At 68.6% G+C, this 12,386-nt stretch carries 13 protein-coding genes; 11 read left to right on the top strand and 2 right to left on the bottom strand.

Translation table 11 applies throughout. The annotated features are described in order from the left end of the window. Nucleotides 1-36 precede the first annotated feature (36 nt). Nucleotides 37-813, top strand: coding sequence for a TetR/AcrR family transcriptional regulator (locus E2F48_RS09940; protein WP_133403820.1), 777 nt, complete (start codon nucleotides 37-39; stop codon nucleotides 811-813). A gap of 315 nt (nucleotides 814-1,128) precedes the next feature. Here E2F48_RS09940 and gabT read toward each other — a convergent pair whose 3' ends face one another. Together gabT and E2F48_RS09930 are read right to left on the bottom strand one after the other, a co-directional pair. Further along, on the bottom strand, nucleotides 1,129-2,496 hold the full coding sequence (gene gabT / locus E2F48_RS09935; protein WP_133403819.1) for a 4-aminobutyrate--2-oxoglutarate transaminase: 1,368 nt from the start codon (nucleotides 2,494-2,496) through the stop codon (nucleotides 1,129-1,131). Nucleotides 2,497-2,506: 10 nt separating this feature from the next. Then, complete coding sequence (locus E2F48_RS09930; protein WP_165968739.1) at nucleotides 2,507-3,946, bottom strand: aminobutyraldehyde dehydrogenase; 1,440 nt, start codon at nucleotides 3,944-3,946, stop codon at nucleotides 2,507-2,509. A 177-nt stretch (nucleotides 3,947-4,123) separates the two neighbouring features. Here E2F48_RS09930 and E2F48_RS09925 point away from each other — a divergent pair, with 177 nt between their 5' ends. The 10 genes from E2F48_RS09925 to E2F48_RS09880 all read left to right on the top strand — a co-directional run bounded on the left by E2F48_RS09925 (nucleotide 4,124) and on the right by E2F48_RS09880 (nucleotide 12,328). Then, a complete protein-coding gene (locus E2F48_RS09925) occupies nucleotides 4,124-5,554 on the top strand; it encodes a PucR family transcriptional regulator (protein WP_133403818.1) in 1,431 nt (476 codons plus the stop codon). Nucleotides 5,555-5,698: 144 nt separating this feature from the next. After that, nucleotides 5,699-6,235 carry a hypothetical protein gene (locus E2F48_RS17420; RefSeq protein WP_185149806.1) on the top strand — a complete coding sequence of 179 codons (537 nt, stop codon included), beginning with the start codon at nucleotides 5,699-5,701 and terminating at the stop codon, nucleotides 6,233-6,235. Nucleotides 6,236-6,362: 127 nt separating this feature from the next. Next, nucleotides 6,363-7,511 (top strand): PP2C family protein-serine/threonine phosphatase, encoded by a 1,149-nt coding sequence (locus E2F48_RS09915; RefSeq protein ID WP_133403817.1) that lies wholly within the window; start codon nucleotides 6,363-6,365, stop codon nucleotides 7,509-7,511. After that, nucleotides 7,508-9,460, top strand: a complete 1,953-nt coding sequence (locus E2F48_RS09910) for a glycosyltransferase family 2 protein (RefSeq protein WP_133403816.1) — start codon at nucleotides 7,508-7,510, stop codon at nucleotides 9,458-9,460. The genes E2F48_RS09915 and E2F48_RS09910 overlap by 4 nt, the downstream gene beginning before the upstream one ends. After that, nucleotides 9,444-9,776 (top strand): STAS domain-containing protein, encoded by a 333-nt coding sequence (locus tag E2F48_RS09905; RefSeq protein WP_133403815.1) that lies wholly within the window; start codon nucleotides 9,444-9,446, stop codon nucleotides 9,774-9,776. Before E2F48_RS09910 ends, E2F48_RS09905 begins: the two co-directional genes overlap by 17 nt. Further along, complete coding sequence (locus tag E2F48_RS09900; protein ID WP_133403814.1) at nucleotides 9,769-10,197, top strand: ATP-binding protein; 429 nt, start codon at nucleotides 9,769-9,771, stop codon at nucleotides 10,195-10,197. The genes E2F48_RS09905 and E2F48_RS09900 overlap by 8 nt, the downstream gene beginning before the upstream one ends. Nucleotides 10,198-10,218: 21 nt before the next feature. Then, on the top strand, nucleotides 10,219-10,839 hold the full coding sequence (locus E2F48_RS09895; RefSeq protein WP_133403813.1) for a trimeric intracellular cation channel family protein: 621 nt from the start codon (nucleotides 10,219-10,221) through the stop codon (nucleotides 10,837-10,839). A gap of 77 nt (nucleotides 10,840-10,916) precedes the next feature. Further along, complete coding sequence (locus E2F48_RS09890; RefSeq protein ID WP_120167907.1) at nucleotides 10,917-11,342, top strand: hypothetical protein; 426 nt, start codon at nucleotides 10,917-10,919, stop codon at nucleotides 11,340-11,342. A gap of 1 nt (nucleotide 11,343) precedes the next feature. Further along, nucleotides 11,344-11,814 (top strand): HIT family protein, encoded by a 471-nt coding sequence (locus E2F48_RS09885; RefSeq protein WP_133403812.1) that lies wholly within the window; start codon nucleotides 11,344-11,346, stop codon nucleotides 11,812-11,814. Nucleotides 11,815-12,040: 226 nt separating this feature from the next. Then, nucleotides 12,041-12,328, top strand: a complete 288-nt coding sequence (locus tag E2F48_RS09880; RefSeq protein ID WP_133403811.1) for a hypothetical protein — start codon at nucleotides 12,041-12,043, stop codon at nucleotides 12,326-12,328. Nucleotides 12,329-12,386 lie beyond the last annotated feature (58 nt).

The following is a 12,386-nucleotide window of genomic DNA, read 5'->3' as shown; positions in this document are numbered from 1 at the left end:
TAGGATAAATTCGAACAAGGGATGGGAGCCGCTCGAATGACCGCAGCTGCGCAGGGAACACCGCGGCGTGCCGGGCGGCCTCCGCGGGGGGTGCTCTCCCGGGAACGCATCACCTCCGCCGCCGTCGCCCAGATCGCCGCCGAGGGCTATGAGGGGCTGACCATGTCGGCCCTGGCGCGCCGCCTGCGGGTCGCCCCCTCGGCCGTGTACAACCATGCGAGTTCCAAGCAGGAAGTGCTGCGCTGGGTGCAGGACCATGTAATGACCATGGTGGATTTCAGCGCCTTTGCCACCGAGCCGTGGGACGAGGCGGTCCGCCGCTGGGCCTGGTCCTACCGGGAGGTGTTCGCCCGGCATGCACCCCTGGTGCCCGTCATCGCCGTCATGCCCGTCACCGACGCCGCGGAGACACTGCGGATGTACGAGGAGGTCACCCGGGGCTTCCTTGCCGCCGGCTGGCCCGAGGAACGCGTGGTTCCGGCCATCGTGGCGCTCGAGTCCTTCATCTACGGCTCGGCACTGGATGTCTCGGCGCCCAGCAACATCTTCGACTCGGGCGCTCTGGGGCCGGAGTTCCCGGTGTTCACCTCGGCCGTGCACAGCGCAGCCCGCACCGCAGACGAAGGCCGAGTCGGTTCCGATGCCGCAGCCGCCTCCGATGCCGCCGGTGGCACGGACGGCTCCGCGGAGCCCGGAGTCGCGGGCGGGTTCGCAGGGGATTCCGCGCAGGGCGGGGGCAATGCTGCCGATGTTGCGTTCAGCACGGGCCTCGAGGCGCTCATCACGGGCCTGAAACTGCAGCTCACGAGCTGATCCCCCGCCGTCGGCGCGCCGAAACTGCAGCTCACCACGCTATCCCGGCCCATGGTGTGGTGACGTGCACACTCGGCGGGAGTGCACCCGCCCGACGCCGAAACTGCAGCTCACCACGCTATCCCGGGCTCAAAGCGTGGTTAAGTGCACTTTCGGCGGGGGGCAATTGAGCCGAAAACGCAGATCACCACGCCATCCCGAAGGAAGAACGTGGTGATCTGCAGTTCCGCGCGGGGTGCGCCTCGAAGGTGCTACCCAGCATGGGTTCTACCCGGCATGGGTTCTACCCGGCATGGGTTCTACCCGGTATGGGTTCTACGCGGCGGCGCGGATGGCCCCCTCAAGGACGTCCAGCCCGTCGAGCAGCAGCTCATCGCCGATGACCAGCGGAGGCAGCAGCCGGATCACATTGCCGTAGGTGCCGCAGGTCAGGATGATGACGCCTTCCTTGAGGCACGCCGCCGCAATGGCCTTGGTGGCCTCCGGGTTGGGCGTGGTGGTCCCCGGCTTCACGAACTCGATGGCGAGCATCGCACCGCGGCCGCGGACCTCGCCGATGATGCCGGCGTCGCCGAGCTCCTCCTGGAGGGCTGTGAAGCGGGGCACGACGATGCCCTCGATGGCGCGGGCGCGCCCGGCGAGGTTCTGTTCCTTCATGGTGCCGATCGCGGCGAGGGCCGCGGCACAGGCGACGGGGTTACCGCCGTAGGTGCCGCCGAGGCCGCCGGGGTGGACGGCATCGAGCAGGTCGGCCCGGCCGGTGATCGCCGACAGCGGCATGCCGCCGGCGATGCCCTTGGCCATGGTGATGATGTCGGGCACGACGCCCTCGTGGTTCACGGCGAACCACTCGCCGGTGCGGCAGAACCCGGACTGGACCTCGTCGGCGATGAAGACGACGCCGTTGTCCTTGGCCCAGGCGGCGAGTGCCGGCAGGAACCCCTCGGCGGGAACGATGAATCCGCCCTCGCCCTGGATCGGTTCGATGATGATCGCCGCGACCGAGTCGCCGCCGATCTGCTTTTCGATCATGGTGATGGCGCGCTGGGCCGCCTCCGCGCCGGTAATCGAGGGGTTTTCCTCGCGGTACGGGTAGCTCATCGGCATCCGGTACACCTCGGGAGCGAACGGACCGAAGTTCGTCTTGTACGGCATCGACTTCGCGGTGAGGGCCATCGTGAGGTTGGTGCGCCCGTGGTAGGCGTGGTCGAACGCGACGACGGCGTTGCGGCCGGTGGCAAGGCGCGCCACCTTAACGGCGTTTTCCACGGCCTCGGCCCCGGAGTTGAAAAGCACGGTGCGCTTCTCGAAGTCGCCGGGGGTCAGCTCGGCGAGCTGCTCGGCGACGGCGATGTACCCCTCGTACGGAGTGACCATGAAGCAGGTGTGGGTAAAGTGGCCCACCTGCTCCTGGACGGCCTGCACGACGGCCGGGTCGGAGGCGCCGACGCTGGTGACGGCGATGCCCGAACCAAGGTCGATGAACGAGTTGCCGTCGACGTCGCGGACGATTCCGCCGTCGGCGTCCGCGGCGTAGACCGGCACACCGGAGGCCACCCCCTTGGCGACGACGGCGCCGCGGCGGGCGTCGAGGGCCGCGGACTGCGGGCCGGGAAAGGGGCCCGTCAGGTGCCGCTTCTGCTCCAGGCGGAAGGTCGGCTGAACTGCTGGAAGTGTTGTCATGGTGTCCCTCCTAGGCATCCAGCACGGTCATGACGTGCTTGATGCGGGTGTAGTCTTCGACGCCGTACATCGAAAGGTCCTTGCCGTAGCCGGAGCTCTTGAAGCCGCCGTGGGGCATCTCCGCGGTAAGCATGATGTGGGTGTTGATCCACACGGCCCCAAAGTCGAGGTCGCGGGAAGTACGCATTGCGGTTCCGTGGTCGGTGGTCCACACGCTCGAGGCCAGGGCGTACTCGACGTCGTTGGCCATCTCGATGGCTTCGGCCTCGGTGAGGAACTTCTGCACGGTGATGATCGGGCCGAAGGTTTCCTTCTGGACGATGTCGTCCTCCTGCTTCGCGCCGGTGATGATGGTCGGCTCGAAGAAGTAGCCCTTGTCGCCGGCGCGCTTGCCACCGGTGGCGATGGAGCAGTGCGCCGGCAGGGCGTCCATGACGGCGTTGACGGCGTTGAAGTGGTTGATGTTGTTCAGCGGTCCGAAGTAGTTCTCGCTGTCGTCCTGGCTGCCGGTCTTGAGCGTCTTGGTGTGCTCGACCATGGCGGCGACGAGTTCGTCGTGGGCCGCTTCCTGGACCAGGACCCGCGTGATCGCGGTGCAGTCCTGCCCGGCGTTGAAGAAGGCGAATTCGGCGATGGCCGCGGCCGACTTCTTCAGGTCGGCGTCGGCGAAGACGATGGCCGGGGCCTTGCCGCCCAGCTCGAGGTGTGCCCGCTTGAGGCCCTTGGCCGCACCGGTGGCCACTGCGATGCCTGCCCGGACGGAACCAGTGATCGAAACGAGGCCCGGGGTCTTGTGCTCGACCATGGCGGCGCCGGTTTCCCCGTTGCCGAGGACGACGTTCAGCACGCCGGCCGGCAGGATGTCCTGGGTCAGCCGGGCGAGGACGAGGGTGGACTCGGGGGTGGTGTCGCTGGGCTTGAGGACGACGGTGTTGCCTGCGGCCAGGGCCGGCCCGATCTTCCAGACGGCCATGAGCAGGGGGTAGTTCCAGGGGGCGACCTGGGCGACGACGCCGATGGGCTCGCGGCGGACGTAGGAGGTGTGGCCCTCCAGGTATTCGCCGGCGGACTTGCCTTCGAGCAGGCGGGCCGCTCCGGCGAAGAAGCGCAGCTGGTCTGCTCCGGCGGAGACCTCCTCGGCGGCGATCATTTCGCGCACCTGGCCGGTGTTGCGGTGCTGGGCCTCGACGAGTTCGTCGCTGTTCGCCTCCAGAGCGTCGGCAAGGCGCAGCAGCATCAGCTGCCGCTGGCTCGGCGGGACGTGCTTCCACGAGGCGAAGGCCTGCTTGGCGGCAGCCATGGCGGCGTCGATGTCGGAGGCGACGGAGACCGGCGCCTTCGCCACAAGTTCACCGTTGGTCGGGTTGACGATGTCGAGCAGCTCGGTGCCGGCGGCGTCGACGAATTCGCCGTTGATGTAGTTCTGCAGGGTCTGGACCACAGCGTTCATCCCTTTCATTGCGGGGTTGGGCCGCCGCCGGTGCGGCCGAAAATTGCCGGCGTTGCGGATCGGGCGCCAATTTAATGCTGACCCTATCCGGCGGTGCTCACGGTTCACTAGGTACTCTTGCACAGGATCCTCAGGATTCTCTCATGCAGGCGCACAACTCAATCCTAGGATAGTTTCATGGCAATCTCCCTTGCAGATCTGCTGGCTGTCTCCAGCCTCCGCCTTGAGCCCGCCGGCGGCGCCCCCGCGTCGGACACGCCGATCGGCTGGGTCGCGGTGACCGAACTCGAGGATCCGCTGCCGTTCCTCAGCGGCGGCGAAGTGGTCCTGACGACGGGGGTGCGGCAGACGACTCCCGCCGCGCAGCGCCGTTTCGTGCGCCGGGTCTCTGAGGCCGGCGGCCTCGCCGTCGGCTTCGGGGTGGGCCTGTCCCATCAGCGCATCCCGCCGGCCCTACTCGAGGAGGCGCGCCGGGTGGAACTGCCGGTCTTCGAGGTCCCCTACGAGACGCCCTTCATCGCCATCGGCAAGATCGTTGCCGACTCCCTCTCCGCGGAGCATTACTCGCGGCTCGAGGACCTCCTCCGGGGCCACCAGGTGCTCGCTGCGGCCCTGCTGGGGGGCGGCGGGATGTCCCGGCTGCTCGAGGAACTAGCGGGCATGCTCGGCACGGACGTGGCCCTCTTCCAGTACGGCACGCGCATCGCGGGCGGGCGGGCGCCAGCCGGCATGGTGCCCGCCGGAACAGACCGGAGCTGGCACCGGGTTCCGGTGGCGACCGGGCTGAAGGACCGGTGCACCCTGGTCATCGCCGAACCGTACGCCCCGGCTGCGATCGTCGACTATGCCCAAAGCCTGATCAGCGTGGAACTGAGCAACCAGGCCCGCCGCCGGGCGGGCGAACGGGTCACCGCCGGACAGCTCCTGCAGGACATCGTGCGCGGCGCGCTCGCCGGGCCCGACGCCGTCGCCCGCCTGGGCAGCACCGGCCTGGACTGCACCGGACGGCACGTGGTGGTGGCCGTGGAGGTGGCGTCGGGGCAGCGGAAGGCCCTGCGGACCCTGCCGCTGCCCGAGGACTGCGCCGGCGTCCTCACGGCCCTGCTCGACGACCGGCTGCTCGTCCTCGCCCCCGAACCGGACGGCGCCGGGCTGGGAACCCGGCTGGGCGCCTACCTCCACGCCGCGGGTTTCACGGCGCGGGTGGGCATCGGCGGCGCCTACGCACAGCCCAACGGGTTGCGGTGGAGCTACTTCGAGGCCCGGGAATCCCTGACGAGGGGCGGGCCGGTCAACCCACCCAACCGGCTCAGCCTCACCTCGCTGCTGCTCTCCAGCGAGGACGTTCCCCTTGCCGATCTCGCCGCTGAGGCCCTGTCCCCGCTGGCGGACTTCGACGCAAAGCACGGCGGCGGGCTGATCACCACCCTCGAAAGGTATCTGGCGCTCAACGGGTCGGTGGCCGCCGTGGCTGACGCCCTTCAGCTGCACCGCAATACCGTGCGTTACCGCCTTCAGCAGATCGCGGACCTGACCGGCTTCGATCCAGCGGTCACCGCCGATCGGGTGCACCTCTACCTCGCCCTGAATGTGCGGGCCCTGCGGTAGGCAAGCGCAGGAAATGCGCAGGTTCTTAAGGATTCGCCGAGGAAGTCCACAGCTTTACCGCAATCCGCGGACTGACCGGGGAAGCGGCGAATACCGTCGATGGAAGAGCCGGCGCTGGGCCGGCTCACCCGAAGTGAGGTATTCGTGAACGTTGTACAGAAGATCGCCGCTGCCGGTCTCACCGGCATGCTCGCACTGACCCTCGGAGCGGGTGCTGCATATGCGGCCCCGTCCCCCACGGCCAAGGCCAACCCCGTCGCCGCCGCCGCCAAGGCCAAGCCGGCCGGCGCCTCCAACTCCACCGTCGCCAAGGCCAACCCCGTCGCCGCCGCCGCCAAGGCCAAGGCTCCGGTTGCCGCGGCGAAGGCTCCCGTCGTCGTCGCCAAGGCATCCGTCGCGGCCGCCAAGGCCCCGGTTGCCGCCAAGGCCAACCCCGTCGCCGCCGCCGCCAAGGCCAAGGCGCCCGGAACATCGAACTCCGAGGCGGCCCACCTGCACTCCAAGGGCTACCAGAAGAACGTCGACAAGCCGAAGCCCCCGGTCGTGGTCGTGCCGCCCGCACCTGAGCCCGCACCCGCCCCGGCACCCGAGCCCGCACCGGCCCCGGCACCCGAGCCCGCACCGGCCCCGGCACCCGAGCCCGCACCCGCTCCCGAGCCGGCACCCGAGCCCGCCGCCTAACCAGCTGCGGCTGCTGGAATGAATGAGGGGCACCGGCGCCGACCGCCCTCGTGCCCCTCATTCGTACGCGACACGACGAACTACGCCGCTACATGGACAGCTCCGGCCGTAGCGTTTAATGAGGGACATGACTGACGCTCCGGATCGACGCCGTGCCCTGGTTGTAGAAGACGACGCCGATATCCGGAGCCTCCTGGTGCAGATCCTCACCATGCAGGGCTTCGACGTGACCGAGGCGGGAACCGCCAGGGAGGGACTCATGGCCGCGCGCCTTGGAGTCGACCTGATCACCCTTGACCTCAACCTGCCCGACGGCGACGGCATCGAAATCTGCAGGGAAGTGCGCACCTTCTCCGATGCCTACATCCTCATGATCACCGCCCGCACCGACGAGATCGAACGGCTCACAGGCCTTGAAACCGGAGCCGACGACTACATCTCCAAGCCGTTCAGCCCGCGCGAGCTCGTTGCGCGCCTCAACTCAATCTTCCGCCGCCACAACCGGCAGAGCGCCGTCGAGGAGGCCAACGCCACCGAAAGGCGCCGCGCGGCCGAAGTCCAGCAGAGCCTGCTGCCCCGTGACGCGCTCTCCCTCGACGACTACGACCTGGCCGGCCAGTTCCGTCCCTCCCGCAGCGTCGGCGGGGACTTCTACGACTGGTACCGGACCGCCGACGGGCTCCACCTCACCGTCGCCGACGCCATGGGCAAGGGCATGGGAGCGGCCCTGATCGCCGCCACCGTCCGCGCCGTCATGCGTTCGGTCTCCAACCAGTCGAACATCGACGCGGCGTTCAACGCCGCCGCCCGGGCCACCGAGCCGGACCTCGACAAGGCGGGGTCCTTCGTGACCCTCTTCCACGCCCGGTTCAACACCTCCTCCGGCGTCGTCGACTATGTCGACGCCGGCCACGGCCTCGCACTTCACATCACTGCGGGCGGCGACTGCACCCGCCTCTCCCCCGGCGGGCCGCCCGTTGGAGCCTGGCCCGGGCAGACCTGGACACCGGGCCGGCTTGTCCTGGCCCCCGGGGACACCCTCGCCGTCATCAGCGACGGCCTGCTCGACGCCTACCCGACGATCGATGACTTCACCGCAGCGATGGCCCGGGTGGTCCATTCGAGTGGAAGCGCCGCGCAGGCCTGCGAGACGCTGCTCGGGCTCGCCGACGTGCCCGAGGTCGACGACGACGTCACCGTCGTCATCCTCCGCCGGAAGGCAGCCGGCGCCACCGGTGAAGCCGGGAACCTGCGTGCGGCAGAGCGTGCCGGATGAGGAATTTTCCGGCCCGCCTCCTGGTGGTCCTGACCGTCCTGCTGGGCATCAACTATCTCGCATGGCGCTGGCTTGAATCCCTCAACTGGGACGCCTGGTGGATCGCGGTTCCCCTGGTGGCCGCGGAGACCTACAGCCTGATCGACGTCGGGCTGTTCGGGCTGACCGTGTGGAAGAAGAAGCAGCGCACGGCCCCGCCCGCCCCCGCCGGTGCCACTGTCGACGTCTTCATCACCACCTACAACGAGCCCCCGGCGATGGTCCTGGAGACGGCACTCGCGGCGAAGGCCATCCGGCACCCGCACAGCACCTGGATCCTCGACGACGGGGGGCGCGGGGAGGTGCGGGAGCTGGCACGGCAGCATGGCCTCGGCTACCTCACGCGCGGTCCCGACTGGGCGGACCGGCCCCGGCACGCCAAGGCAGGCAACCTCAACAACGCGCTCATGGAGACCCAGGGCGAATTCCTGCTGATCCTTGACGCCGACCAGGTCCCCGATGCGGCGATCCTCGAGAAGACCCTGGGCTACTTCAACAACCGGCGGGTGGCCCTGGTGCAGACCCCGCAGTACTTCGCCAATGTGCCCGACGACGACCCGCTGGGCAGCCAGGCCCCGCTGTTCTACGGACCGATCCAGCAGGGCAAGGACGGTTGGAACGCGGCCTTCTTCTGCGGATCCAATGCCGTCCTGCGGCGTGAGGCCCTCATGCAGCTCGGCCTGGCCGGCTACGTGAAAGAGGTCGAACGGGGCGTCACCAGGGCACTGAAGGCCTCCCGGACCGCCCTGCGCCGGGCCCGCAGATCGCCCGAGGCGGCCGATCCCCTGGTCGCGGGGCTGCTCGACGACGTCGAGTCGGCAACGGAACGGGCGCGCGCCGAATTGCGCGCGGGAGTGTCCCTCAGCGAGGTCACCTACCGGGTGCGCCGAACCGTCGACGAGGCCGTGCAGTCCCTGGTCGGCGCCGACTTCTCGTCGCTGGAGGCCGACCTGGCTGACATCGCGGCCCTCGAGCAGGGTACCGAATCCGCCCTTCCGGGCGGGGGCGAACTGGACGGGGCAATCGAACGCATGTCCCACCGCGACCTGTCGCCGCTGGCGGCCCTTGAGTCGGTCCAAGAGGTCCTTGACGCCCTGTCGATCGAGCGCTCCGCGGAGGCCCAGCCGATCATGCCGATGGCGACCATCTCCGTCACCGAGGACATGGCCACCTCGATGGGGATGCACGCGATGGGCTGGCAGAGCGTCTACCACCACGAGATCCTCGCCACCGGGCTGGCCCCCGAGGACCTTTCGACAATGCTGACGCAGCGTCTGCGCTGGGCGCAGGGCACCATCCAGGTCCTGCTGCGGGAGAATCCGCTGGTCCGCCGGGGCCTGGGACCGGCGCAGCGCCTGATGTACTTCGCGACGATGTGGTCCTACCTCAGCGGCTTCGCAGCCGTCGTCTACTTCGCGGCCCCGGTCATCTACCTCACCCTCGGGGTGCTTCCGGTGACCGGGATCAGTTCCGAGTTCTTCCTCCGCTTCGTGCCGTTCATGGTGATCAACCAGCTGCTGTTCGCGGTCACCGGCCGGGGAATCCCCACCTGGCGCGGCCAGCAGTACAGCCTGGCCCTGTTCCCGACCTGGATCCGGGCCTGCACGACGGCGGCCCGGAACGTGTGGTTCGGACGCCCGCTGGGCTTCGCCGTCACGCCCAAGACCCGTCAGGAATCCGGACCCCGCTGGGACCTGATCCGGCCGCAGCTGATCGTGATGGCGCTGCTCGCCGCAGCACTTGTCGTTGGGGTGGTCCGGCTTGCGGCCGGACTGAATGAGCCGATCGGGACCCTCGTCAACGTGGCCTGGGTGGCCTTCGACCTGCTGGTCCTCAGCGTGCTGATCAAGGCAGTAAAGTACAAGGGGTTCACACCCGAGAAGAGGAGCGTAGATGCGGTTCAGCACTGAACAGAAGGACTCCTATACCGAGGTTTCCGGCACCGGACGGCTCAATATGGTTGCTGCGCCGAAGCTGCGCGAGGTGGTCGGCGAGGTGGTCTCTGCGGGGAACAAGCGCATCGTCCTCAACATGCTGGCCACCGAGTTCATCGACTCCTCGGGGCTTGGCGCCCTGATCGGCTGCCTGAAGATGGCCCGCCAGGCCGGCGGAGACCTGCGCATCGCCTGCGTGCAGCCCCAGGTGAAAATGGTCCTTGAGCTGACCAGCATGAACCGCGTCCTGACCCCGCATGCCACCGCCGAAGGCGCCTTCTCCAATGACTGAGGTGCTCGCGGAGCGCGCCTACCAGGCGCCAGCGACCCCAGAGGCGATCGACGAACTGCACACCGAGCTCGACCGGATCTGGGAGGTCGCCTCCTTCGTTCCCGAACTCGACCAGATGGCCTTCACCACCGCGGTGATCGAGTCTGCCTCGAACATCGTGCAGCACGGCGTCGCGGTGGCCGGCGGCGAGCTCCGCCTGGGGGTGACCCTGACCGTCATGGCCTCGGTGCTGCAGGCCCGCATCTCGGAGATCGGCGCGGTGCCCTCGCCCGAACTGCCGTCGGCTTCCCTCCCCGACGACGACCAGGAGAGCGGCCGGGGGCTGGCCCTGATCGAGGCGCTGATGACCACGATCACCGTGGAGTTGCGGGGCGAAACGAAGACCTGGGTGCTTTCGCGGGAGATCGAAACCCCGGCCTGACCCACCCCTGAAAAGGACCTCATGACCGCCGCGTCCCAGATCGCCCTGATCCTTGACCTGCTGGGCGTCTTCTTCTTCGCCGTCTCCGGCTCCCTGCTGGCCGCACGCAATGGCTTCGACCTGGTGGGCTCCCTGCTGCTGGCCTCCCTCGCAGGTCTCGGCGGCGGCGTCGTACGCGACGTCATCATCGGCACCCCGCCGGCGGCGTTCAGCAACCCGGCCTACCTGATCCCTCCCCTGCTGGCGACAGTGCTCGTGTATTTCACCGTCGCGGGGGTGGAACGGATCAAGCGGGTCCTGGTGATCTTCGACGCCGGCGGGCTGGCCCTGTTCTGCGTCACCGGGACCGTCAAGGCCCTCTATTTCGGCCTCAACCCCGTTGCCGCCGTCCTGCTCGGCGTGACGACCGGGGTGGGCGGCGGCCTGCTGCGGGACGTGGTGGCCAACGAGGTGCCGCAGCTGTTCGACCCGCACGACATCTACGCGCTCCCCGCCATGCTTGGCGCTGCCGTCGTGGCCCTGCTCGTCGGGGCCGGCTGGTTCAACCTGTTCACCGGCACCGCGGCCGCGTCCGTGGTCTTTGTGCTGCGCCTGCTGTCCTGGCGGTACGGCTGGCGGGCACCGCTCGCGTCGCGGACCTAGGCGGCAGCGGGCCGGTTACCGGGCCCCGCGTTGGGAGATAGGATGGAGCCTTCCCCCAATCCCATCTGGAGTTTTTCGTGACCGAGCTGTTCCTGGACAAGTTCCGCGCCCTGGTTCCTGCCTACTTTGACGACCAGTGGGAAGAGGAGGACGGCCTCTCGCCCGCCGAGATCGATGAGCTGATGGAGGGGAAGGATTTCCAGCTGCCCCTGGCCCTGCGCGAGTTCTACCTCGCGGTCGGGGCGACCGAGGACATCATGGAGGCGTTCCACTTCTTCTGGGACCCGGACGAGCTCGAGATCGAGGACGGGTTCCTGCTGTTCCTTGAGGACGAGGACGAGCAGTACACCTGGGGCATGCGGGCCGACCAGCTGTCGGTGCCCGACCCAATCATCTGGCGCCGCAACAATGCCCGCGGCGAGTGGCAGAGCGAAGAGGGAACGTTCAGCGAATACGTCCTGGACCTGTTCGAGTGGGTGTTTGAAGACACCGACGAGGACTGAGATGTCCGAGTTCGTCAACCACGCCCCCGCGGGCTACCAGTGCCCCTTCTGCGACCTGGCCCGCGGCAACTTCGATAACCCGCGCAACCTGTGCCGGCCGGAGGACGTCATCTACGCCGACGACCTCGCCCTCGCTTTCATCGCCTCGCACGGGTTCGAGCCGAATCCGGGCCACGTGCTGATCACCCCGCGCGCCCACTTCGAACTGCTGTACGAGCTTCCCGACGACGTGGCCTCGCGCATTATGCTCCTCACCCGCGACCTCGCCGTGGCGATCAAGCGGGCATGGCAGCCCGACGGCGTCTCCACCCGCCAGCACAACGAGCCGGCCGGCAGCCAGCACGTCTGGCACTACCACCAGCACGTCCTGCCGCGGTGGCACGATGACGGTTTCTATTTCACCCCCAAACGCCCCATCGTCGACCCCGAGGTGCGCGCCCGGAAAGCACGGGAACTCCGCGCCTTCCTGTGACCGCGGCCCAGCTGTGGCAGGGTGTTCCGTCGCCATAGATCCGCGGCCGGCCGCCCGGTGGGTCCCCGGCACCGTACCGGGTGCGGTGCAGCTCGGACCGCACGCCATCCCCTTGCGGTCCGGCGCCGGGTGGTGCTATTTAAAGAGTGTTCCCGGGCGAGTCCCGGGGACGGCAAAAACATATGCGGCCATTGTGTAATTGAAACCTGATTCTGCAGGGGTTCCCATGTTGATGCAGTCCGTCGAGTCCCGTGAAGAATTCGCGGTGTCCGGCTTCCTCGAATTAATCTGCCTTGAGGATGACTTCTTCGACGCCGAGTTCCAGGAAATCGTCGAACGGATCGATCCGCCCGGGCGCGTCCGCGGCATCGCCGCCCCGGCCCGCCGCCGCTGGAGCGGCGCCGATCCCGCTCAGGGCGCCCACCGGCCCCGCCGGTTGCGGCAGCACGGCAGCCGGACGCCGCCGCCGGCCCGGGAGCGTTCGCCCCCGGCCCTGAGCCGGCGGGGGTCCTGAGCATCCCATCGCACCGGGCGCCCTTCGGGCGCCCACCCATCCTTGACAGCCGGCCGGC

It is taken from the genome of Arthrobacter crusticola, assembly GCF_004357995.1.
In the GTDB taxonomy this organism is placed as follows: Bacteria; Actinomycetota; Actinomycetes; order Actinomycetales; family Micrococcaceae; genus Arthrobacter_D; species Arthrobacter_D crusticola.
This window is presented reverse-complemented; position numbering and strand designations above follow the sequence as displayed.

Coding starts and splice junctions, on each gene's coding strand:
- E2F48_RS09895 (WP_133403813.1), top strand. CDS start 10,219: ATGACCGCCGCGTCCCAGATCGCCCTGATCCTTGACCTGCTGGGCGTC.
- E2F48_RS09880 (WP_133403811.1), top strand. CDS start 12,041: ATGTTGATGCAGTCCGTCGAGTCCCGTGAAGAATTCGCGGTGTCCGGC.
- E2F48_RS09940 (WP_133403820.1), top strand. CDS start 37: ATGACCGCAGCTGCGCAGGGAACACCGCGGCGTGCCGGGCGGCCTCCG.
- E2F48_RS09915 (WP_133403817.1), top strand. CDS start 6,363: ATGACTGACGCTCCGGATCGACGCCGTGCCCTGGTTGTAGAAGACGAC.
- E2F48_RS09910 (WP_133403816.1), top strand. CDS start 7,508: ATGAGGAATTTTCCGGCCCGCCTCCTGGTGGTCCTGACCGTCCTGCTG.
- E2F48_RS09905 (WP_133403815.1), top strand. CDS start 9,444: ATGCGGTTCAGCACTGAACAGAAGGACTCCTATACCGAGGTTTCCGGC.
- E2F48_RS09885 (WP_133403812.1), top strand. CDS start 11,344: ATGTCCGAGTTCGTCAACCACGCCCCCGCGGGCTACCAGTGCCCCTTC.
- gabT (WP_133403819.1), bottom strand. CDS start 2,496: ATGACAACACTTCCAGCAGTTCAGCCGACCTTCCGCCTGGAGCAGAAG.
- E2F48_RS09925 (WP_133403818.1), top strand. CDS start 4,124: ATGGCAATCTCCCTTGCAGATCTGCTGGCTGTCTCCAGCCTCCGCCTT.
- E2F48_RS09930 (WP_165968739.1), bottom strand. CDS start 3,946: ATGAACGCTGTGGTCCAGACCCTGCAGAACTACATCAACGGCGAATTC.
- E2F48_RS09900 (WP_133403814.1), top strand. CDS start 9,769: ATGACTGAGGTGCTCGCGGAGCGCGCCTACCAGGCGCCAGCGACCCCA.